The organism is Stappia sp. MMSF_3263 (assembly GCF_030733745.1).
Classification (GTDB): Bacteria; Pseudomonadota; Alphaproteobacteria; order Rhizobiales; family Stappiaceae; genus Stappia.
The window spans coordinates 75,286-97,743 of record NZ_JASHIK010000017.1 but is presented as its reverse complement, the minus strand read 5'-3'; the positions used below and the strand labels follow the sequence as shown (position 1 = coordinate 97,743).

Genomic DNA, 22,458 nt, shown 5'->3' with positions numbered 1-22,458 from the left:
CCGGGCATCCTCGTGATGCCGGTGAAGGAAACATAGGAATGGATCCGCGTTTCATCTATTTCAGATACGCCGCATAATCTTGCAGATCGTTCGATTTTGATCACGAAAAGCGGATGATCTGAGAAATCTGTGTGAACTGGCCGGTTCAGCGCCCGGCGCGAAAGCTCGCCGGGGAGATGCCGACTTCCTTCTTGAACACGCGCGAAAATGCGGAATCCGAGGCATAGCCGGCAAGGGCGGCGGCCTCGGAAACGTTCAGCTTGCGTTCGGCCAGCCCCTGGCGTGCGATCTGCATCCGCCAGTCCGTCACGTATTGCATCGGCGTCACCCCCATCTTGCGGGCGAAATGCTGGGCGAAGCTGGTGCGCGACAGGCCGGCGATGCGCGCCAGGCTTTCCACGCTCCAGCTGCCGGCCGGATCGCCGTGAAAGGCCGTCAGTGAGCGGGAGAGTTGCGGGTCGGCGAAGCCGGCGAGGCCGTTGCCTTCGCCGTCCTGCCGCTCCAGCCAGGTGCGGATCGCCTGGGCGAAGATCGCTTCCGACATTTTCAGCGCGATCAGGTCGCCGCCGAGCCGTGTCACGCCGGCCTCGCCGCCGATCACCCGCAGCGTCGCCTCCATCCAGGCGCCCGCTTCCGCGCCATAGTCCTTGATGTGTATGCAGGACGGCAGCCGGTCGAAGATCAGGTGTCGCGATCCTTCCGCGAACGAGAAATGGCCGCAGATCATCTGGGTGCTGCGCGTGTCGTCGTCGCCGCCATAGACGAGCACGCCTTCGCCGCGATAGCCGGATTTTTCGAAAACCTCGTCCAGAGGCAGGCTCTCATCGGGACCGGTGTGCTGGCAGTAGAGGATATGGGCGGCGCCATGCGGGATGATCACCAGGTCGCCCTGTGCCACCATGAACGTCTCACCGGTCGCCTGGATGCGCAGCATGCAGTCGCCGCGATGGGCGAAGTGGAAGCGGCATACGCTGTCGAGTTGCGGAACCTGCACACCCCAGGGCGGGGTGAAGCTGGTGCGGAAATAAAGCGTCCCCTTGAGGGAGAGGCGGGTGAGGATGTCGCTGAGAAGGTCGAGCATGGATGCATACTAGCAAGCCGTGCTCGTTCGTCCAGCAATCCGGACGATTGGGCATATCTGACGTACGATCTGAAATTCACGATCCGGCCGACGCGTGTCTTTCTGGCGTCGGCATCGGCGCGGAGCGGTCGTTCCGCTTCCGCCGTCGATGCCGACCAGGAAGGAGATTGCAATGCCTGTCATCGATCATCTCAGCGTTGGCGTGCCGGATATCGCCGCCGGCCGGCGCTTCTACGATCCGCTGATGTCTGCCGTCGGCGCCCGCTGCCTCGCCGATGGCGAGGGGTTTGCCGCCTACGGCACCGAGAGGGTGGAATTCCTGCTGCTGAAGCCGTTCGACGGCGGTACGCCCACCGGCGGCAACGGCACCCATGTGGCACTCGCCGCGCCGAACCGCGAGGCGGTGGATGCCGGCTGGAAGGCGGCGCTTGCCGCCGGCGGCACGGACGAGGGGGCGCCGGGCCCGCGCGCGGCCTATCCCATTCCCGACGTCTACACCGGCTATGTCCGCGATCCCTTCGGCAACAAGCTGGAGGTCATTCACAAGGGCTTTTCCGCCTGACCTCATTTGCACGAAAGGCATTGCTCCGGACATTCACGGTCCGGAGCAATGCCACGCTGTCTTAGGCGTGATCGCGCGACAGGACGTAATGCGTCACCCTTGGTGAGACCGTCCGCTCGACCCGGGTGAGGCCGCAGGCGGCCAGGTCGATGCCGGCAAGCAGGTTCTCGCCCTTGCCCATCACGACCGGACTGACGGCAAGGTGCATCTCGTCGACGAGGCCTGCCTGCAGATGCTGGCGGATCGTCTCGACACCGCCGCCGATGCGCACGTCCCGCCCTCCGGCTGCCGCCCTTGCCCGCTCCAGTGCGGCATGGATGCCGTCGGTGACGAAATGAAAGACGGTGCCGCCCTCCATTTCGATGGGCGCACGGGCATGGTTGGTGAGCACGAAGACGTCCTTGTGGAAAGGGGGATTGTCGCCCCACCAGCCCTTCCAGCTTTCGTCCGGCCACTCGCCCCGAACCGGACCGAACATGTTGCGACCCATGATCCAGGCGCCGAAGCCGGTCAGGCTCCTCTCGATGAAGTCATTGTCGATGCCGGTCTCGCCCTCGTTTGCCTCGCCATTTTCGCCAAGCACCCGCTCCCGGAACGAGCGGGTCGCAAACGCCCAGTCGTGAAGGGCTATTCCGCCGACGCCGCCTGGATTTTCGAGGTCCTGATCCGGCCCGGCGCCGAAGCCGTCCATGGACAGGCTGATACAGGATACGCGGATCTTGGTCATGATGATCTCCCGTTTCTGGTTGCGATATGAAACTGGTTGTTGTTTGGCATAACTGCTCTTATGTTGCAACTGGTTTTGCAGGAGAGGTAAGAACGTGGATATCGAGCGGCGATCCGGATGCCCCATCAACCTGACGATGGAAGTGCTGGGCGACAGGTGGAGCCTTGTGGTCATTCGCGACATGATGTTCGGCAACCGGCGGCATTTTCGCGACCTGCTGACCCGCTCCCAGGAGCGGATCGCCTCCAATATCCTGGCCGCCCGGCTGAAGCGGCTGGTGGCGCTCGGCCTTGTCAGCCGGCAGGACGATCCAAGCCATGCGCAGAAGGCGATCTACAGCCTCACCGAACCGGCAATCCGCCTGGTCCCGGTTCTTGCCATGATAGGGGCCTGGGGCTGCGCGCATCTTCCCGTCAGCGAGGAGTTGAGCATTCGCGCCCGGCTTCTGGAGGAGGGCGGGCAACCGATGTGGGACGCCTTCATGGAGGAACTGCGGGTGATGCATGTCGAGGATCCGGTCTCGGGGGCGGGAGGGGCGCATCCGTCCGCCGTGCTGGCGCGCCTGACGGCGGCCTACGAGGACCTCCGCGACAGGCAGGCGAAGGTCTGAGCCGTGCGCGGGCGACACGGTCGTGGCAAGTTCTTGACCAGGTGTCCTAACGTTACCCTGATGCGCGCAACACTCTGTTGATTGTCGTGGCATGAAGAAATTCGCGGCAGGTGAATTTTGCTTTGCCTGTTGAAAGAAGTCGCAATACGGTGCCGGCCGGTTTCCTCTCGATTTAGCTTGATGGCCAAAAGGGGTTTTCATGACGCAGCGCGAAGTCGTTTTCCTGTCGGGTGTCCGTACCGCCATCGGGGCATTCGGAGGGTCGCTCAAGACCGTTCCCCCGACGGAACTGGGAGCCAAGGTCGCCGCCGAGGCGGTGCGCCGCTCCGGGATTGCCGCACAGGAAGTCGGGCATGTCGTCTTCGGCCACGTCATCAATACCGAGCCGAGGGACATGTATCTGGCCCGCGTCGCCGCGGTGGATGCGGGCATTCCGGTGGAAACACCGGCCCTGACGCTGAACCGCCTGTGCGGCTCCGGCGCCCAGGCGATTGTCAGCGCGGCCCAGTCGATCCTGCTTGGCGATGCGGATTACGCCCTTGCCGGCGGCGCGGAATCCATGAGCCGTGCGCCGTTTTCCAGCCCTGGCGCCCGCTTCGGCGTGAAGATGGGCGACGCGGTGATGCATGACATGATGCTCGGCGCGCTCAACGATCCCTTCGGCGGCGGCCACATGGGCATCACGGCCGAGAACGTCGCCGAGCGCCACAACATCAGCCGCGAGGCGCAGGATTCGCTTGCCGTCGACAGCCAGCACCGCGCCGGCATCGCCATCAGGGACGGCCGTTTCGTCGAGCAGATCCTGCCGGTCGAGGTGCAGGCCGGACGCAACGTGACCGTTTTCGACACGGACGAACATGTCCGGGCCGACACATCGATCTCGACGCTGAGCGGCCTCAGGCCGGTCTTCCGCAAGGACGGTTCGGTCACCGCCGGCAATTCCTCGGGCATCAACGACGGTGCGGCCGCGGTGGTGCTCGCCGACCGGGCGCTGGCGGAGGCGCGCGGCCTCAAGCCGATGGCCCGTCTCGTCGGCTACGCCCATGCCGGCGTCGCGCCCGACGTGATGGGCATCGGCCCGATCCCGGCGGTGCAGAAGCTGTTCGCGCGCACCGGACTGACCGCGGCCGATTTCGACGTGATCGAATCGAACGAGGCCTTCGCCGCGCAGGCTTGCGCGGTGATGCGTGAACTGGGTTTTCCCTCCAACCGGGTGAACCCGAATGGCGGCGCCATCGCTCTGGGTCATCCGGTGGGTGCCACCGGCTGCATCATCACCGTCAAGGCGCTTTACGAGCTGGAGCGCACCGGCGGCCGCTACGGCCTTGTCACCATGTGCATCGGCGGCGGGCAGGGCATCGCCCTTGCGATCGAGAACCTCAACGCGGTCTGAGGCGGCTCTTTCGGTCGTGACCTTGTCATCGCCGGGTTTCGACCGATAAAAGGCCGGATGCAAAGGGGCGGCCTTTTGCGTTCGGCCAGCATGGAGTGATGCCGCATGTCTCGCAGCGCAGGCTTTCTCGCGGCAGCCCTTTGCACCGGCATGCTCGCCGGTATCCTGACCGGCAGCACGTCCCTGCGCGCCTCCGGGGCGACGAGCCTTGAAGGGGAGGCCGCCGGTCGCCACCCGCTCGAGGAGCGGGTCTGGTCCGTTGCCGACCGGTCTCTCGTCGATCCGGACAGGGTCCGGGCGGCAATCGCCGCCGCGCGTTTCGCGCTGGTCGGCGAGATCCACGACAATCCCCGCCATCACACCTTGCAGGCGCATCTGATCGAAGCGTCCGTTGCCGCGGGCCGTGCGCCGGCGGTGGTGCTGGAGATGCTGCCGCGTGACCTGCAGCCCCGTCTCGATGCCTATCTGGGCAAGGCGGATGCAACGGCCGACGGCTTCGGGGCTGCGCTCGGCTGGGACGATCTGGGCTGGCCGGACTACATGATCTACCGTCCGATCATCGAGACTGCGCTTGCCGCGTCGCTTCCTGTCGTCGCCGGAGACACGCCGACGGACGAACGCCGGAGCGTCGCGCGCGGCGGTGTCGGCATTCTCGGCGAGGCTCGCCGCGCGGTGCTGCAACTCGATGAGCCGCTCGGCGAGGCGGCGGATGCCGGCCTGCTCGACACGCTGTTCGAGGGGCATTGCGGAATGATGCCGCGCGCCGGACTGATGCCGCTGGTTTCCGTCCAGCGGCTGCGCGACGCAACGCTTGCCGATGCGATGATCTCGGCCGCGGAAGAGGGCGGGGACGGCGCCGTTCTGATTGCCGGCGCCGGCCATGCCCGCACGGATTTCGGCGTGCCGCGCTATCTCCGCTGGCGGCAGCCGGATGCCTCCGTCGTTGCGGTCGCCCTGGTCGAGGTGGCCGAGGGCGAGACCGATCCGGCGACCTATGCCGGCGGCACGGGCGAGGCCGCCGCGCCCTACGACTATCTCTGGTTCACCGCGCGCAAGGATCGCACCGACCCTTGCGCGGAACTGGAGAAGAGATTCGAAAACGCCAAATAGGCGTTTCCCGCGTCAGGCCGTCGGTGCGCGCGCCCCTCTCACGAGGCCTTCGGGCGCTTCCGGTAGTCGCCGTTTTCGCGTTTGGCTGTGTAGCATTGCTTCACCTTCTCCCGCGCCTCGGCCAGTTCCTGCTCGGGCGTGGCAGCGCCGGCAGCGGGCGTTTCGCTCGGGCGCAGCTCTTCCCTTGTGAAGATCAACTCCTCGAACGGAACCGGGTTGGACGGATCGACAGTGCCGCTCATCGTCTTGACCGAGAACAGGTATCGGTTGTTCGTGGCTTCGGACGAACACTGGCTGAGGATGAGGAATTCGCCGGGCAACGTGTCATAGGCATTGGTTGAGCGACACGCGCCGGCAAGAAGCGTCAGGCCGACGGCGAGAAGGGGCAGCGAACGCATCATGGGCTTGAGGTCTCCGGGCTGTCGGGTTTCGAAAGAACCTGCAATCCAGAGTAGTTTGCGGTTGCGCCCCTGTCAGCCGGCAATGGCCGATATCCAGCACTTTCCGCCTACACCCTCATGCTTCAGGTGAGGGGGCCGCGATAGATGTCGGGCTCGCCGTCCGGCTCCGCATCGGCCGGACGTTCGGCCGTCTCGCTCTTCGGTTCTTCGTCTGTGCCACCGTCCGCCGCAGCTTCTTCCGGCTTCGGCTCCGGCTTGTCATAGGCGGCGCGCCGCCGCGCCAGAACCTTGGCCCGTGCCCGCCGCCGCCGTACCTTGTTGACGATCCGCCGCCCGGCCCGGGAAAAGTCCTCGCGCGAGAAGAAGAAGGGCAGCGCCGGTTCGTCCGGCTCCACATGCTCCACCGCCAGCCCCACGGCGGTGATGCCGTGATCCTCGTCGATGTCGCGCACCACGAGGTCGATATCGCCATAGGCGACTCGGTCGGTCGGCTCGATGTCGTCGCCGAGCTCGCGGGCAAGGAAGGCGCGCACGGTGAGCCCGGCATCGGCCTTTTCGACGCGGAACCCGTAGATCGCACCGAGATCGGCAAGCCTTGCGTCCGGGTCGAGGTCGAAATCGCCGAACAGCGCCGGATCGTGCTCCTGTTCCGTCGCGCCGGCAAACAGCGCGTCGAGCACCGGCACCTGCCGCGCCGTCGCCAGGATGTACATGCGGTCGCCCGGTTGCGGCTTGCCGGCCTTTTGCAGGCGCACGGCATGTCCCTCGCGCAGGATCAGCACCGGCCGGGCCCAGCGGGGTATGCGCTCGCCATGGGCAACCGCGCTTGCCGGATGCACCGTGTAGCCGACCAGTTCGTGGTCCTGCCCGCCGGGCAGTTCCAGTTCGATCCGCTCCACGGGGCCCATGCGGGCCGGTACCGTCAGTTTCAGCCACTGTGCCATCGGACGGATCGTCCAGCCCTGCAGCACCAGCGAGGTGAGCACGATCAGGAAGGTGACGTTGAAGATCTCCTGCGCGTTGGGCAGGCCCGATATCAGCGGCAGGATGGCGAGCAGGATCGAGACCGCGCCGCGCAGGCCCACCCAGGAGACGAAGGCGATCTCGCTGCGGGTGAAGCCGAAGGGCAGCAGGCAGAGCCACACGGCGAGCGGCCGGGCCAGGAAGATCAGCACGGCGGCGAGGGAAAACCCCTCAAGCGCGAAACCGCCGAATTGCGAGGGGGTCGCCAGCAGTCCGAGCGTCACGAACATGCCGATCTGCCCGAGCCAGGTCATGCCGCCCTGGAAGTTCTTCAGCGCCGGTTGCTGGCGGATGCGCACGTTTCCACAGACGATGCCGGCGACGTAGACGGCGAGAAACCCGCTGCCGCCGACAAGCGAGGTTGCCCCCGAAAGCGCCAGCGCCAGCGCCAGCACGACGATCGGGTAAAGCGCCGGCTCCAGGTTGACCCGGTTGACGATCTGCACGATGGCATAGCCGCCGGCGAGACCGGCGACGAAGCCCAGGCCCATTTGCCGGACAAGCTCGAGGGCAAGGTCGGCCCCTGCGGCCGCATCCGCCTCGACCGTGCCGGCGGTGATCATGCCGAGCAGGGTCATTGTCAGGAAGATCGCCATCGGATCGTTCGAGCCGGATTCGACTTCCAGCGTCGCGGAGATCATTTCGCGCAGGTTCACCCCGCCGACGCGCAGCAGGAAGAACACGGCCGCCGCATCGGTCGAGCCGACAATGGCGCCCAGCAGCAGCCCGTCGGTCCAGGCCCAGCCGAACAGGTAATGCGCGCCGGCGCCCACCACTCCGGCCGTTATCGCGACGCCAAGCGTTGCCAGCGCCAGCGCCGGGGCGGCGGCGAGCCGGAAGGTCGCGAGCCTCGTGCGGAAACCGCTGTCGAAAAGGATGATCGCCAGCGCGATGGAGCCGATGAAATAGGCCGTGCGCGTGTCGGAAAAGGCGATGCCGCCGGGGCCGTCCTCGCCGGCGGCAAGGCCGACGAGAAGGAAGACAAGCAGCAAGGGCGCGCCGACGCGAAAGCTGACCAGCGATGTGAACACCGACACGGCGACGAGGCCGGCGGCGATCAGGATCACCAGGTTCAGCGTTTCGAGCATGCGGTCGCACCTCCGGACACGAGTCGCCCCGCGTCATCCGGGAATCGTGTTTGTCCCCCTGACTATAAGGCAATCGGGTCCGAACCGGGGCGCGCCGGGTCTCCACGGAAAAATGACAGGGTGCGCCGGCCGCTCACCCTGTCGCCATGGGCCGCGTGGTCAGGCCGCCGCACGGGTCGAAGTGCGAGCCGCGCCGGCCGTACCGTCGCCGGCATAGACACGGCCGAAGCGGTTGGCCAGGAACTGCGGCAACGGGATGGTCTCCTGCTTCAGGAAGCCGGCGGCCGGAAGCTTGCCCTCGCGCAGCATGTCGAGCGTCGCGCAGATGCCGGCCGAGGTGGTGATCTGGATGGCGCTCCAGGTCTCGCCGGCGAACTCCTGCGCGGTGACCCGGTAGACCGAGGACATCTGCTCGCGCTGGTCGGCGCGTCGGCCCGAGGCGGTGATGAACACCAGCACCACGTCCTGCCGCGTGATCGGCACCGCGGTCTCCAGCACGTCCCGCATCAGGTCGCGCCGGTCTTTCAGGCCGAGATCCGTCAGCAGCATGCGCATGATGTCGCGGTGCCCGGGATAGCGCACTGTCAGGTAGCGCAGGCTTTGAACCTTGCCGGACAGCGTCTCTGCCAGCGAACCGAGCCCGCCGGACGTGTTGAAGGCCTCGTAGTCGATCCCGTCGAGCGAGAAGGTCTCGTAGCCCTCGAGCGGCTGCAGCAGCGTCTTCTCGCCGTCGACCACCGCCTCGCACGGGTTGCAATATTCGTTGATGAGCCCGTCGGTCGACCAGGTGAGATTGTATTTCAAGGCGTTGGTCGGATAGCGGGGCAGGGCGCCGACCCGCATGGTCAGCGTGTCGAGCGTGTCGAAACGGCTGGCGAGATCGTTGCCGGCGATGGAGACGAAGCCGGGGGCCAGGCCGCATTGCGGAGCGAAGGCAACGTTGGCGCCTGTCGCCAGCGCCTTGACCTCGCGGGTCGAGGCGACGTCCTCGGTCAGGTCGAGATAATGCGCGCCGGCACGCTTTGCCGCGCGCGCGATCGTGCCCGTCAGGAAGAAGGGCGCGGCGGAAAGCACCGCCTTCTTGCCCTCGAGCGCCGCGACCAGCGCCTCCTCGTCGGCGAGATCGACGCGCGCGGTGGCAACGCCCGGCCGGCGCGAGGCGGCCAGTGCCGTCTCGTCCCGGTCGGCGATGGTGACGTGATAATCGCCTGTGGAGGCGAGCAGGGCAGCGATGGTGCGCCCGATCTTGCCGGCGCCGACTACGAGAACTGGCCAGGTGTTCATGAAGGTTCCTCCTTACAAAAGCGGGATCTGGCAACAGGATAGCCGTCGGTACGTCCGCTGAAGAGGACACATCGTGTCGGGATTCCGGCTTGTTTCGGTGATATGCCGGTATTATCGGCAAGTTGCCGGAGGCGGGAGGTGAACCCGCCTTGTCGGGCAGGTTCTCGGGGAATCGCCGCGCTCAGCCCGCTTCCGGGGGCGGCCCGTGATAGTCGCGCTCCGGGAAGGGCACCTCGGCGATGCGCTGGTTGAGCATGGACAAAAGGCCCTGTTCGGCGCGGTTGAAGCGCGTGTGGGGATTGCTGACCACATAGATGTCGATGGCGGGCGGCGCTTCGTAGGGCGGCAGTCGCCACAGCAGTCCCGCCTCGACGTCGCGCGTCGCCACGTGGATCGGCAACGGCCCGATGCCGAGGCCCGCGACGATCATGCGCCGCACCTCCTCGAGGCTGGAGGAGACGCCGACGACCCGGTCGTCGAGCCGTGCCTCGGCGCGGATGAGCGCCACCGGGCGCAGCGCGTCGGTCAGCCGGTCGGTCTTGAACGAGACCGAGGTCTCGCCGCGCAGGTCGGCAAGGTTGAGGTTCCGTTTGCCGAACAGGCGGTGGCGCGGCCCGCAGAAGAAGCCGAAATACTCCCGGAACAGACGGTTGTAGTCGAGTTGCGGATGTTTCTGGTGAACCAGGCAGATGCCGAGGCTCGCCTGTCGCTGGCGCACCGCCTGGATGACGTCGCGGCTTGTCATCACCTCGATGCCGAGCGTTGCCTTCGGGTGGCGCTGGTGGAAGCCCGCCAGCACCTCGTCCAGCACCGGCGAGACCACGTGGCTTGCCAGCGCCAGCGTCACATGGCCCGACACCTCCTCGTCCATGTCGCGGATCAGGATGCCGAGCCGCGAGATGCTGCCGAAGATCTCCACCGCCTCGTCGAAGAGCAGCAGCCCCGCCGGCGTCACCTCGAACCTGCCCGGTCCGCGCAGGACCAGCCGCTTGCCGAGCCTGTCTTCAAGGCGGCGCAGGGCGTTGGAGATCGTCGGCTGTTTCAGGCCGAGACGGTTGGCGGCGGCCGTGACGCCTTTTTCCTCGACGATCACCAGAAAGGTCCGGATCAGGTTCCAGTCGAGGTTCCAGACCATCCCCCCTGTCGGTGCGGGCGGTTCGCCGAGTTTGCGCGTCCTGGGTTCGTCCATTCCCTGAATCTATGTTTAGGATTACCAATATCTATTTGAAGAATGCCTTGCGGCCGAGTCAAACTCAAGCCCGGACATGCCGGAACGCTCGAGCGATGCCAGGTCCGCATGCTGGAAGCGATGGCGGGGAGGGGAAACGGTCAGGATGGGAGAGACGGGAGCTGCGGCACGTCCCTGGATCTTGCTGTCGCCGGCGCTTGCGACGGTCGCCTTCCTGCTGGTCGTGCCTGTGCTTTTCATCATCGTCTATTCGTTCTGGCTGCGCACCGCGACCGGCGCCGAGCTTCCCGGCTTTCACCTGGACAACTGGCAGCTCGTCTTCGGCGATCCCTTCTACCGGGACATCCTGCTGGGCACGCTCCGGATCGCTGCCATCACCACGCTTTTCTGTGCGCTGCTGGGCTATGTCCCGGCCTATGTCATCGCCATGTCGACGACACGCCACAAGACGCTGCTGTTGTTGCTGCTCATCCTGCCCTTCTGGATCAGCTACATCATCCGCACCATGTCCTGGATCAACATCCTGGGCTCGAGCGGCGCGCTCAACACCGTTCTCGTCGGCCTCGGCATCGTCCCCGAGCCGGTTCAGATGCTCTACAACGAGGCGACGGTGATCCTCGGGCTGGTGCATTTCCTGCTGCCCTTCATGGTGCTCAATGTCTATGTGAGCCTCGATGCGATCGACCGCAACCTGCTCGACGCCTCCCGTTCGCTCGGCGCTTCCAGCCTGCAGACCTTCCGGGAAGTGACGCTGCCGCTCTCCCTGCCGGGGCTCGCGGCCGGCGGGCTGCTGTGTTTCGTGCTCGCTGCCGGCACCTACATCACGCCGCTGGTGCTTGGCGGGCCGCGCCAGGCAATGTTCGCCAACCTGGTCTTCGAGGCCGTCATCACCCAGCTCAACTGGCCGCTCGGCTCGGCCCTGTCGATCGTGCTTCTCGTCGTTCTGGGCGCCGTGGTGATGGTCTACAACCGCCTGGTCGGCCTCGGCCAGATCGCCAGATCGTTCGGGTGAGGAGGCAACCGTGACCGGATGGAACTTCCTCAGGCTCTACACCGTCGCCGTCTATCTCTTCATGTTCCTGCCCGTCGCGGTGGTGGTGCTGTTGTCCTTCAATTCCCGGCAGTTCGGGTCCTTCCCGATGGAAGGGCTGAGCTTTCGCTGGTTCGTCGAATTGTGGAACAACGACGCCATCGTGCGCGCCTTTCGCGTCTCGCTGCTGCTGGCGGCGCTGACCGCCGTCATCTCCACGGTGCTCGGCATCCTCGCCGCGCTGGCGCTGGTGCGCTACCGCTTCCCGGGCAAGAACACGATCACCACCCTGCTCATCGCGCCGATCCTGATCCCGGAAGTGGTGCTTGCCGTGGCCCTGCTTCTCTTCCTGCGCTGGCTCGACATGCCGCGCAGTTTCCTCGTGCTGCTGCTCGGCCATGTCATCTTCACGCTGCCCTTCGTGCTTCTGGTGGTGCAGGCGCGCCTCGTCGCGATCCGGCCGGAATACGAGGAGGCGGCACGCAGTCTGGGGGCGAACCCGCTGCAGACCTTCTTCGCGGTGACATTGCCGCTGCTCCTGCCGGCCGTCTTCGCCGGCATGCTCTTCGCCTTCACCATGTCCTTCGACGACATCACCGGCACGATGTTCTGGAAACCGGGCGGGGTGGAGACGGTGCCGACCCAGATCTTCGCCATGCTGCGGCACTCCATCTCGCCCGAGATCAACGCCCTGGGCACGGTGATGATCGTCGTCACCGTGGCCCTGCCGCTCATCGGCATGGGCGTCGCGCGCCGACTGGCCGCCTCACGAAGTTGACCGACGGGAGCGCGCCCCGCCGCTCCGTAAATCCGCGGGTGCAACAGTCAGAAACGGGAGCCTGAAATGGACAACACCAGACGCTACGAACGACTGCTCGACCGCTACCGCCACGGGGATGTGAGCCGCCGCGCCATGCTCGGCCTCATCGGCGCCTCGGCCGCGGCCTACGGGGTGATGGGAGGCCCGTTCCGCAACTTCGCCCGGGCGGCGACGCCCGAGCAGGTGCGTTTCGACGGCTGGGGCGGTGTCGTCTCCGAGGCCTTCCGCCAGCATGCCTTCGACCCCTACACCAAGAAGACCGGCATCGCCGTCGTCGACGGCACGTTCGGCGGGGCGGACGAATACATCGCCCGCGTGCGGGCGAGCCAGCCGGGCGAGTTCAACCTGGCCCATCTGTCCGGCGTTTTCGACTATGCCCGCTATCACGGGCTGGAGCTGACCTCGGAGCTCAACGAGGACAACATCCCCAATCTCGCCAATGTCATCCCCGCGCTGCAGGATGTCTTCCGTGGCATCACCGGCGGCAAACTCTCCGCCGTGCCCTATGACTATGGCACCACCGGCATTGCCTACAACCGCAAGCACATCTCCGATGACGAGATGAAGGAGAAGGGTGCCAAGATCCTCATCGATGCCGCCTACAAGGGCAAGATCGGCGGCTGGAGCGACTGGAAGACGCGCATCTGGTACGGCGCGCTGCAAAGCGACCAGGACCCCAACAATATCGGCGACATGGACGCCGTCTGGGATGCCATCCGCGCCAATCGCGACCTGGTGCTCAAATACTGGGGCTCGGGTGCGGAACTGATGAGCCTTTTGGCGGAAGAGGAGATCTATGTCACCGAGGGCTGGTCGGGACGCATCAAGGCGCTCCAGGACCAGGGCCACGACATCGGCTACCTCGATCCGCCCGGCGGCCTCGGCTGGCAGGAGTGCATCTTCGTGCTCAAGGGCAGCCCGATGGAAGCCTGCGAGGAGCTCCTGAACTTCATGCTGGAGCCGGAGGTGGCGATCGCTGTGGCCGAAGGGCAGAACTATCCGCCGGCCCTCGATCCCGCCAAGGTGGAGCTCTCCGACAAGGTCAAGGCGCTGCCGGCCTTCGATCCGAGCGGGACGCTCGAAGGTCTCAACTTCTTCAATGCCGAATACTGGAACGGCAACGAGGAGGAGTGGGCTCGCGTCTACAGCCGGGTCGAGCGCGGCTACTAGATCCGGCGTGTCGGATCGCGCGGACGGGGATCGCCCCGTCCGCCTCTTTGCTCCCTTCGGGATATGCGGATCATCACCATGGCAAATTCCAGCGCCGTCCAGTTGAACGGCATCGTCAAGCGCTTCGGGGGGCTGACGGCGGTTCACCGCATGGACCTCGACATCGAGGAGGGCAGTTTCGTCACGCTTCTGGGTCCCTCCGGTTGCGGCAAGACGACGACCTTGAGGATGATCGCCGGCCTGCTGGAGCCCAGCGAGGGCGAGATCGTCATCAAGGGGCGCAGCGTCACCCATACCCCGATCCACAAGCGCAACCTGGGCATTGTCTTCCAGAACTATGCCCTCTTTCCGCACAAGACGATTTTCGACAATGTCGCCTTCGGCCTGCGCTACCGTGATGTTCCGCGCGGCGAGATCGCCGGGAAGGTCGCCCGCGCGCTGGAGCTCGTCCAGCTTCCCGATATGGGCGACCGCTTTCCGCGCCAGCTCTCGGGCGGTCAGCAGCAGCGTATCGCCCTGGCGCGGGCCATCGTCATCGAGCCCGACGTCCTGCTCCTCGACGAGCCGCTCTCGGCGCTCGACGCCAATCTGCGCGAGGACATGCGGGTGGAGCTGAAGCGCATCCAGGTTCACCTCGGCATCACCACGATCTTCGTCACCCACGACCAGTCCGAGGCGCTCGCCATGTCCGACCGCATCGTCGTGATGAGCAAGGGGCATGTGGAGCAGGTCGGCGCGCCGGAAGAGGTCTACCGCAGTCCGAAGTCGGCCTTCGTCGCGCGTTTCCTCGGCAATGCCAATCTCGTCGAGGGCAGGGTCGGCAAGAGCAGCGGCGAGACCGTTTCGGTTGCCGTGGAGGGGATTGGCGAGCTTCTCGTGCCGGCATCGCGCAGCCGGGGCATCGGCGAGGGCGCGGCCGCCAGTATCGTCGTGCGTGCGGAAAAGCTCTTCCTGGGCGCTGAGGACGACACGCCGCATGCCGACGCGCTGTCCCTGCCGGGAGAGGTCACGGCGGTCGACTACCAGGGTCAGGCGGCGCGCTATTTCGTCGAGGTCGCCGGGCGCACGTTGCAGGCGCTCAATCCGATCGAGGAAAGGCCCTTCCGGCGCGGCGACAGGGTAAATGCCGTGATCCGGGGGCGCGATTGCGCGCTGGTGCCGCTCGAGGATCGCCCATGAACATGGTGCGCCAGCCGGCCTCGAACCTGTTCTACCAGAGCCGGGGGCGGCGCCCGCTCGTCGCCGAGGCGCGCGGCGTCTACATCTGGGATGTCGACGGCAAGCGCTATCTCGATGGCTCCAGCGGTGCCATGGTCGCCAATATCGGCCATTCCAACGAACGCGTGCTCGCGGCCATGCGGGCGCAGATGGAAAAAGCGACCTTCGCCTATCGCCTGCATTTCGAGAACGAGCCGGCCGAGCGGCTGGCCACCGCGACGGCGCAGCGCATGCCGGAGGGCCTGAACCGCGTCTTCTTCGTCTCCGGCGGATCCGAGGCAGTGGAGAGCTGCATCAAGCTTGCCCGCCAGCATGCGCTGGCCATCGGTCAGGAGCGGCGCTGGAAGGTGATCTCGCGCTTTCCCTCCTATCACGGTTCGACGCTCGGCGCGCTGGCCCTGACCGGCATGGACGTGATGAGCGACCCCTTCGCGCCGATGATGCGCCAGATGCCGAAAGTGCCGGCGCCGACCTGCTATCTCGACCGCGACGACCTCACCCACGAGGAGCGCGGCCTGCGCTATGCGGAAATGCTGCGCGACAAGATCCTCTCCGAGGGACCGGAGACCGTGCTGGCCTTCATCATGGAGCCGGTCGGGGGGGCGGCGACCGGGGCGCTGGTCGCGCCGGGCAGCTATTACGCCCGCATCGCGGAAATCTGCCGGGAATTCGGCATTCTCCTCATTCTCGACGAGGTGATGACCGGGGCCGGGCGCACGGGCCGGTTCCTGGCCGGGTCCCATTGGGATCTGAAACCCGACATCGTTGCCTTCTCCAAGGGATTTGCCGCCGGCTACGCGCCGCTCGGCGCCATGGTGGCGCATGAGCGCATCGTCGAGCCGGTGCTTGCCTCGGGCGGTTTCGTGCATGGCTACACCTATGCCGGAAACCCGCTCGCCTGCGCCGCCGGGCTGGCCGTGCTGGAGGAGATCGAGCGCGAGGGGCTTTGCGCCAATGCCGATCTGATGGGCGCTCGCCTGAAGCGGGAACTCGAGAGCCTGAAGGCCCGCTATCCCTTCATTGGCGATGTGCGCGGCAAGGGGTTGCTGCTGGCCTTCGAACTGGTTTCCGACACGGCCACGATGGAACCGCTTCCCACGGAGATGGACGCCCATGTGCATCTCGTCGAGGAAGCCTATGCGCGCGGCCTGATCATCTATTCGCGGCGCACGCGCGGCGGGCGGACGGGAGACCATTTCATGGTCTGCCCGCCGTTGATCGTGACCGAGGAGCATATCGGCGAGATCATGGAGAAGCTTGTCGCCTCCCTCGATGCATTCGCCGCCCGCTTCGGCCTTCCCGTCGGCAACGGGTGAGCGGGAAGATGACGGACAAGATCATCCTCACCTGCGCACTGACCGGCTCGATCCACACCCCGACCATGAGCCCGCACCTGCCGGTGACGGCGAACGAGATGACCGAGCAGGCGCTGGGCGCGGCACGGGCGGGCGCTGCGATCCTGCATGTCCATGCCCGTGATCCGCAAACCGGTCGGCCGAGCGCCAACCCGGAGCATTTCATGGGCTTCCTGCCGCGCATCCGGCAGGGGAGCGACGCGGTCGTCAACATCTCCACTGGCGGTTCCTCGCAGATGACGCTGGACGAACGGCTGGCGCCGGCGCGCGCGGCCCGGCCGGAAATGTGCTCGCTCAACATGGGCTCGATGAATTTCGGCATCTTCCCGCTCGCCGCGCGCTATGAGGACTGGGTCCATGGGTGGGAGAAGGGGTTTCTGGAGGCGACGCGCGATGTCGTCTTCAAGAACACCTTCGCCGATATCGAGACCATCCTTGCGGACATCGGCGAGGGCTGCGGCACGCGGTTCGAGTTCGAATGCTACGACGCCGGTCATATCCAGACCCTGGCCTATTTCCTGAAGAAGGGGCTCGTGCGGCCGCCGGTCTTCGTCCAGTTCGTGCTCGGCATTCTCGGCGGCATTGACGCCAGTCCCGAAAGCCTCCTGTTCATGAAATCGACCGCCGACCGGCTGCTGGGCGATGCCTATCGCTTCTCCGTGCTGGCGGCCGGTCGCCACCAGATGCGGCTTGCCACCATGGGCGTGGTGATGGGCGGAAACGCGCGCGTCGGCCTGGAGGACAGCCTGACCGACGGGGCCGGGCGCGCGCTGGCGCCCGACAACGCACATCAGGTCGCGCGCATCCGCCGGGTTCTCGAGGATCTTGGCTACGCCATCGCATCGCCCGCCGAGGCGCGCGCCATGCTTGGCCTCAAGGGGGGCGACAAGGTCGCCTTCTAGGATGCCTCGGGCAGCTTCAGACTTGAAACACGGCAGGCCGTGATCCCGACCGGACAGGGCCGGCACCCGCCAACCAGACGGAAACCTGCATGCAACTGGTATTCTCGAAAACCCAGCACCGGCACGATCCGCGCCATTTCCTTTCCTCCGGCGCGCCGCAGCCCAATCCGGAGGTGCCTGGCCGCATCGACCGCCTGCTGGCGGGCGCCCGCGCCGCCGGACTTGGCGAGGTCGCTCCCGACGATCACGGGGCAGGGCCGCTGGCCGCAATCCACACGCCGGAATACCTGCAATTCCTGGAGACGATCTTCGCGCGCTGGCAGCGCATACCCGATGCCTCGCCCGAAGTGGTGCCCAACATTCATCCCGACCGCCGGGACTTTTCCTACCCGGCATCGGCCGTCGGCCAGGCCGGTTATCACATGGCCGACACGGCCTGCCCGATCTCGGAGGGGACCTGGGAGGCGGCCTACTGGAGCGCCCAGACCGCCGTCCATGCCGCGCGCATGGTTGTCGGCGGCGAGCGGGCCGTCTACGCGCTCAGCCGCCCTCCGGGGCATCACGCCTTCGCCGATCTCGCCGGCGGCTTCTGCTTCCTCAACAACGCCGCGATCGCCGCGCAGGAGTTGCGCCGAACCCATGACCGGGTCGCCATTCTCGATGTCGACCTGCATCACGGCAACGGCACGCAAGGGATCTTCTACGGTCGGGGTGACGTCCTGACCGTCTCGATCCATGCCGATCCGGTGCGCTTCTATCCCTTCTTCTGGGGGCATGCCTCGGAACGGGGCGAGGGGGCGGGGCTTGGCTGCAATCTCAACCTGCCCCTGCCGCGCGGGTCGGGCGACGAGCCGTTTCTGGCCGCGCTCGATGTCGCCATCGGGCGCATCCGCGCCTTCGCGCCCGGCGCCCTGGTCGTCGCTCTCGGGCTCGATGCGTTCGAGGGCGATCCCTTCGGCGGCCTCACCGTATCCACCGGCGGGTTCGCGCGGATCGGGGCACGCTGCGCCGGGATCGGGCTGCCGACGGCGATCGTCCAGGAAGGCGGCTATCTGTGCGACGCGCTGGGCGACAACCTCACCGCCTTCCTGACCGGCTTCAGGGAGGGATAGGCCAGGCTCCTACAGCTTGGCGGCGACGCTTTTGGTCCGGCAGTAGCTCAAAAGCCCCTCCAGCCCCTTTTCCCGGCCGAAACCGGAGAGCTTGGTGCCGCCGAAGGGGACTTCGATGCCGCCGGCGAAATATTCGTTGATGAAGACCTGGCCCGCGTCGAGACGGCGGGCGAGGCGGTGCGCGGTGCCGTGATCGCTTGTGTAGATGCCGGCAACGAGGCCAAAGGGCGTGCCGTTGGCAAGCTCCAGCGCGTGGTCGGCATCCTCGGCGATCTGAACCGTCAGCACCGGGCCGAAAACCTCCTCCTGCACCAGTTCGTCATCGGCCGGCCGGTCGGCGATGATGGTCGGTTCGAAGAACCAGCCCTGGCCGGTCTGCGGATCGCTGGCGATGTTGCCGCCGGTCAGGATCTCCGAGCCGCGCGTTCTTGCCCGCTCGACGAAGCCGGAAATCTTCGCAAGATGCTCGGCCGAGCTGACCGGGCCCATGTCCGGGTTGCGCAAGCCGTGGCCCAGGGTCAGCCGGCGCGTCCGCGCGACGAGTTCCTCAAGGAAGCTGTCGGCGATGCGGCGTTCGATGACGAGGCGCGAACCGGCCGAACAGATCTGGCCGGCATTCTCGAAGATGGCGCCCAGGACGCCGTTGAGTGCCGCCTCCCTGTCGCAGTCCTTGAGCACGATGACGGGTGATTTCCCGCCAAGCTCCAGCACCAGCCGGGTGACGTGATCGGCGGCCGACTTCATCACCCGCTTTCCGGTCGCAACCGAGCCGGTGAAGGTGACATGGGCGATGCCGGGGTGACCGACGAGCGGTGCGCCGGCCTCCGCGCCGGTCCCTGTCACCACGTTGCACACGCCTGCCGGAAGGCCGGCGCGGGAAAGGATGTCCGCCAGCATCAGCGCCGTGAACGGCGTCTGCTCGGCCGGCTTTGCGACCACCGTGCAGCCGGCGGCGAGCGCCGGTGCGAGGCCGCGCGCCGCCGTCGAGATCGGATAGTTCCACGGGATCACATGGGCGGTGACGCCGACCGGCTCATGCAGGGAGTAGCCGAGGTAACCGGCGCCCAGCGGGAAGGTCTTCCCCTCCAGCTTGTCGCAGGCGCCGGCGTAATATTCGAAGGCGCGCGCCGCGCCGCGCACGTCGCCTTCCGCTTCGGCAAGCGTCTTGCCGCTGTCGAGGCATTCGGCGATGGCAAGACGGTCGGCCTCGGCAAGGATCAACTGCGCCACGCGGGCAAGGATGCGTCCGCGCTCCACCGGAGCTGTGTCCCGCCACCCGGCTTCGAACGCACGGGCTGCGCTCGTAACCGCAGCATCGACGTCGTCGGCATCGCCCCGCGCGAAGCTGGCGAAGGCCTCGCCCTTGCCGGGATCGAAGCTCTCCATCGTTCTCCGCGAGGTTGCGGGGCGGAAACCTCCGTCGAGATAGAGACCGTCCGGCAGGTCGGGCAGGGTGCCGGTGCGCCGGACCTGTGCGACGAGTTCGCTTTGAGCGTTCATGGGTCAGCCTTCCGCTTCGCTGGTCTGGTGATCGCTCTTCGCCAGCCATTGGGGCGAGACCTCGACGCCCCAGCCGGGCGCGTCCGTCACGACCGCATGGCCGTCGGTGATCGCATAGGGGGAGGAGACGAACAGGCCCTCCTGCCAGGGATAGTAGTCCTCGACCTCGATGGAGAACTCCAGATACTTGCCGGCATTGGGGATCGCCCGCAGCAGGTGCATCGTGAACAGCGTCACCATGGAAAGATTGGCGCAATGCGGCGTGCACGGAATGCCGGCAGCCGCCGCCATCTCCGTCACCTGGAGCGTGCGGGTCAGTCCGCCGAGATAGCAGATGTCCGGCTGGATGATGTCGACGACGCGGTCTCCGATCATCCGCCGCCAGTCGACCAGCGAACAATCCTGTTCGCCGCCGGTCACGTCGATATCGAGCGCGTCGGTCACCTGTTTCGTCTGTTCGTATTCCCAATAGGGGCAGGGTTCCTCGTAATGGGCAACGCCGTGATCCTGCAGCATCCGGCCGACCTCGATGGCGCGAGCCGGCGAGAAGCCGGAATTGGCATCGACCAGAAGCTCGGCGGTATCGCCGAGCGCCTTGCGGATCGTTGGCACGATCTCCTCGGTGCGGCCCGGCCATTCATCGATGTCGCGCCCGCATTCGGCGCCGACACGGAACTTGAAGGCCTCGAAGCCGAAGCGATCGCGCAGCCGCTGGAAGCGGAGCGCCTCCTCGGCCGGCGTGATGTCGCGTTTCATCGAGGACGCATAGGCGCGGACCCGGCCCGGCATCCCGCCGATCAGCGCGCAGACCGGCTTTTCCTCAAGCTTGCCGCGCAAGTCCCACAGCGCGGTGTCGAGCCCGCCGATGGCGCGGGCGACATAGGAGCCGGGAAACTTGTGCTCGCGCTCGGGAATGATGTCGACGAGACCGGCAATGTCGAGCGCGTCGGCACCGAGCGCGTACGGGGCGACCTGGCGGTGCAGCACCTTCGCCGTGATGTCGGCATTGTAGGGCGCGACCTGGCCCCAGCCGGTCGCGCCGCTGTCGGTCGTCACCCGCACGAAACAGACGAACTGCGTGGTGAAGGTCTCGATCCTGGCAATCTTCATGATGTCCTCGGAAGGCAGGCCGCCGACGGGCCGTTTGATGAGCCTGCACTTTATTGTCGATTGGCCGCGAGATAAGGTCCATTTTGATGATTCAGGCGGGCCAATTTGGAAGCGGCGCGGCTCCCCGGCGGACCGTTGAGCCGGCGGAAACGGGGAACGGAGCCACATGAAAACCCAGGCCGGCGCACTGCTTTCCTCGATCCGTATCGACCGCGCGGCGGGGCGCAAGGTCAGCGTCCAGCTCTATATGGCGCTGCGCGACATCATCCTGACCGGCGGCGTCAAGGCGGGCGAGCGGCTGCCGGCGAGCCGGACGCTTGCGGCCGAGCTCGACCTGTCGCGGACCACTGTCAGCAACGCCATCGACCGGCTGATCGCGGAGGGGTTGCTGGAGGCGCGCATCGGCGCCGGCACCTATGTCAGCACCGCCTTGCAAGGGCAGCGGGTCACGCGTCCGCCGCGCCCCGAGGACCGGCAGGCCGTCACCCGGCCGCGCCTGTCGCACGCGACCCGCCATGCCACCCGCCATTTCGCTCCGCGCGGCCGGCTGCCGCATCGCATGCAGCCTTTCATCACCGCGCTGCCGGCGCTTGATGTCTTCCCCATGGCACACTGGGCGCGGCTGTCGGCCCGTCACTGGCGTGCCGACCGGCAGGAGGTGATGGGCTATGGCGAGCCGTTCGGACTGTCGCGGTTGCGCGCGGCCATCGCCACCCACCTCAACGCCATGCGCGGCATCAAGTGCGATCCGGAGCAGATCTTCGTCGTCGGCGGCGCGCAGCAGGCCTTCTCCCTGATCAGCAGCCTGCTGCTCAATCCCGGCGACCGGGTCTGGTTCGAGAACCCCGGCGCCATCGGCGCCCGCAACGCGCTCGTCTCGAACGGCGCCGATCTCGTGCCGGTGGCCATCGACGAGCAGGGCCTGGTCGTTGCCGACGGGCTCGACAAGGCGCCGCATTTCCGCCTCGCCTTCGTTACCCCGTCGCACCAGCAGCCGCTGGGCCACGTGATGAGCCTTGCCCGCCGGCTGGAACTGCTGGAGGCGGCGGAAGACAGCGACGCCCTGATCGTCGAGGACGACTACGACGGCGAGTTCACCTTCTCCAACCAGCCGCAACCGCCGCTGAAGAGCATCGATACCCAGGAACGGGTGATCTATGTCGGTACCTTCTCCAAGTCGCTGTTTCCCTCGCTCAGGGTCGGGTTCATCCTGTCGCCGCGCGGCCTTGTGGAGACTTTCTCGCAGATGAGCGTTTCCTGGCTGAGCGGCGTGCCGACGGCGCCGCAGGCGATGATCGCCGACTTCATGGAGGAGGGGCTTTTCGCCACTCATATCCGGGCCATGCGCCAGGTCTACGAGGAGCGCCACGCGGCGCTGATCGAAGCTTTCGCGCCCTTCGCCGGACAGCTCGACGTGCAGCCGACATCGGGAGGCTTCCACACGATCGGCCTGCTCCGCGGGCGTGTCGGCGAGGATCGCGCCGTCGCCGCGGCGGCCGAGCGCGGCGTGCTGCTGGCGCCGATTTCCCGCTACTGTCTGCAGCCGGTCGAGGAAAAGGGGGTGGTCATCGGTTTCGGCAGCTCGACCCCGCTCGACATTCACCGCGCGGCGGAAGCCCTGCGCGGCTGGCCGCCATCGGGTTGAGGCCGATGTTCGACATCAAGAGCGGTCTCTTTGCGATGGGAAAATTGGACCGCACGAAAGGTCGATAATGGATATATGACACAGTCCAATGGCTCACTAAGCTTTCTCCCAGTGGCTGCCACGGGCGG

20 protein-coding genes are annotated in these 22,458 nt (G+C 66.5%); 12 read left to right on the top strand and 8 right to left on the bottom strand.

Features of this window, described 5'->3' with window-relative positions:
* Positions 1-145: 145 nt before the first annotated feature.
* Positions 146-1,081 (bottom strand): AraC family transcriptional regulator, encoded by a 936-nt coding sequence (locus RBB46_RS17500; protein ID WP_306030304.1) that lies wholly within the window; start codon positions 1,079-1,081, stop codon positions 146-148.
* A gap of 172 nt (positions 1,082-1,253) precedes the next feature.
* Between RBB46_RS17500 and RBB46_RS17495 the strand changes: the two genes are divergently transcribed.
* Positions 1,254-1,643, top strand: a complete 390-nt coding sequence (locus RBB46_RS17495) for a VOC family protein (protein WP_306030303.1) — start codon at positions 1,254-1,256, stop codon at positions 1,641-1,643.
* A 61-nt stretch (positions 1,644-1,704) separates the two neighbouring features.
* On the opposite strand, the gene RBB46_RS17490 is transcribed toward RBB46_RS17495, so the two are convergent.
* Positions 1,705-2,370, bottom strand: coding sequence for a dihydrofolate reductase family protein (locus RBB46_RS17490; protein WP_306030302.1), 666 nt, complete (start codon positions 2,368-2,370; stop codon positions 1,705-1,707).
* Between the two features lie 94 nt (positions 2,371-2,464).
* On the opposite strand from RBB46_RS17490, the gene RBB46_RS17485 reads away from it, so the two are divergent.
* From RBB46_RS17485 to RBB46_RS17475, 3 genes are all read left to right on the top strand, one after another.
* On the top strand, positions 2,465-2,980 hold the full coding sequence (locus RBB46_RS17485) for a helix-turn-helix domain-containing protein (RefSeq protein WP_306030301.1): 516 nt from the start codon (positions 2,465-2,467) through the stop codon (positions 2,978-2,980).
* 199 nt (positions 2,981-3,179) lie between these two features.
* Positions 3,180-4,373, top strand: a complete 1,194-nt coding sequence (locus tag RBB46_RS17480; protein ID WP_306030300.1) for an acetyl-CoA C-acyltransferase family protein — start codon at positions 3,180-3,182, stop codon at positions 4,371-4,373.
* A gap of 105 nt (positions 4,374-4,478) precedes the next feature.
* Positions 4,479-5,483 (top strand): ChaN family lipoprotein, encoded by a 1,005-nt coding sequence (locus tag RBB46_RS17475; RefSeq protein WP_306030299.1) that lies wholly within the window; start codon positions 4,479-4,481, stop codon positions 5,481-5,483.
* 38 nt (positions 5,484-5,521) lie between these two features.
* Here the strand turns inward: RBB46_RS17475 and RBB46_RS17470 are convergent, their stop codons facing one another.
* The 4 genes from RBB46_RS17470 to RBB46_RS17455 all read right to left on the bottom strand — a co-directional run bounded on the left by RBB46_RS17470 (position 5,522) and on the right by RBB46_RS17455 (position 10,468).
* On the bottom strand, positions 5,522-5,884 hold the full coding sequence (locus RBB46_RS17470) for a hypothetical protein (RefSeq protein ID WP_306030298.1): 363 nt from the start codon (positions 5,882-5,884) through the stop codon (positions 5,522-5,524).
* Positions 5,885-6,006: 122 nt separating this feature from the next.
* Positions 6,007-7,995 carry a potassium/proton antiporter gene (locus RBB46_RS17465; RefSeq protein WP_306030297.1) on the bottom strand — a complete coding sequence of 663 codons (1,989 nt, stop codon included), beginning with the start codon at positions 7,993-7,995 and terminating at the stop codon, positions 6,007-6,009.
* Between the two features lie 159 nt (positions 7,996-8,154).
* Complete coding sequence (locus tag RBB46_RS17460) at positions 8,155-9,279, bottom strand: saccharopine dehydrogenase NADP-binding domain-containing protein (RefSeq protein WP_306030296.1); 1,125 nt, start codon at positions 9,277-9,279, stop codon at positions 8,155-8,157.
* A gap of 181 nt (positions 9,280-9,460) precedes the next feature.
* Positions 9,461-10,468 (bottom strand): LysR family transcriptional regulator, encoded by a 1,008-nt coding sequence (locus tag RBB46_RS17455; RefSeq protein WP_306030295.1) that lies wholly within the window; start codon positions 10,466-10,468, stop codon positions 9,461-9,463.
* Positions 10,469-10,613: 145 nt separating this feature from the next.
* On the opposite strand from RBB46_RS17455, the gene RBB46_RS17450 reads away from it, so the two are divergent.
* The 7 genes from RBB46_RS17450 (at position 10,614) to RBB46_RS17420 (ending at position 18,075) form a co-directional block, all read left to right on the top strand.
* Positions 10,614-11,480, top strand: coding sequence for an ABC transporter permease (locus RBB46_RS17450; RefSeq protein WP_306030294.1), 867 nt, complete (start codon positions 10,614-10,616; stop codon positions 11,478-11,480).
* Positions 11,481-11,490: 10 nt separating this feature from the next.
* Positions 11,491-12,276, top strand: a complete 786-nt coding sequence (locus tag RBB46_RS17445; protein ID WP_306030293.1) for an ABC transporter permease — start codon at positions 11,491-11,493, stop codon at positions 12,274-12,276.
* Positions 12,277-12,342: 66 nt separating this feature from the next.
* The gene (locus tag RBB46_RS17440; protein ID WP_306030292.1) at positions 12,343-13,488 is read left to right on the top strand and encodes a PotD/PotF family extracellular solute-binding protein; all 1,146 of its coding nucleotides are present in this window, start codon (positions 12,343-12,345) and stop codon (positions 13,486-13,488) included.
* A gap of 78 nt (positions 13,489-13,566) precedes the next feature.
* Complete coding sequence (locus RBB46_RS17435) at positions 13,567-14,667, top strand: ABC transporter ATP-binding protein (RefSeq protein WP_306030291.1); 1,101 nt, start codon at positions 13,567-13,569, stop codon at positions 14,665-14,667.
* The gene (locus RBB46_RS17430) at positions 14,664-16,022 is read left to right on the top strand and encodes an aspartate aminotransferase family protein (RefSeq protein ID WP_306030290.1); all 1,359 of its coding nucleotides are present in this window, start codon (positions 14,664-14,666) and stop codon (positions 16,020-16,022) included. Before RBB46_RS17435 ends, RBB46_RS17430 begins: the two co-directional genes overlap by 4 nt.
* 8 nt (positions 16,023-16,030) lie before the next feature.
* Positions 16,031-16,963: a 3-keto-5-aminohexanoate cleavage protein gene (locus RBB46_RS17425; protein WP_306030289.1), complete on the top strand. Its 933-nt coding sequence runs from the start codon at positions 16,031-16,033 to the stop codon at positions 16,961-16,963.
* Positions 16,964-17,052: 89 nt separating this feature from the next.
* Positions 17,053-18,075 (top strand): histone deacetylase family protein, encoded by a 1,023-nt coding sequence (locus RBB46_RS17420; protein WP_306030288.1) that lies wholly within the window; start codon positions 17,053-17,055, stop codon positions 18,073-18,075.
* 9 nt (positions 18,076-18,084) lie between these two features.
* Here the strand turns inward: RBB46_RS17420 and RBB46_RS17415 are convergent, their stop codons facing one another.
* A complete protein-coding gene (locus RBB46_RS17415) occupies positions 18,085-19,575 on the bottom strand; it encodes an aldehyde dehydrogenase family protein (RefSeq protein WP_306030287.1) in 1,491 nt (496 codons plus the stop codon).
* A gap of 3 nt (positions 19,576-19,578) precedes the next feature.
* The gene (locus tag RBB46_RS17410; RefSeq protein WP_306030286.1) at positions 19,579-20,685 is read right to left on the bottom strand and encodes a mandelate racemase/muconate lactonizing enzyme family protein; all 1,107 of its coding nucleotides are present in this window, start codon (positions 20,683-20,685) and stop codon (positions 19,579-19,581) included.
* A gap of 166 nt (positions 20,686-20,851) precedes the next feature.
* On the opposite strand from RBB46_RS17410, the gene RBB46_RS17405 reads away from it, so the two are divergent.
* Positions 20,852-22,330: a PLP-dependent aminotransferase family protein gene (locus RBB46_RS17405; protein ID WP_306030285.1), complete on the top strand. Its 1,479-nt coding sequence runs from the start codon at positions 20,852-20,854 to the stop codon at positions 22,328-22,330.
* Positions 22,331-22,458 lie beyond the last annotated feature (128 nt).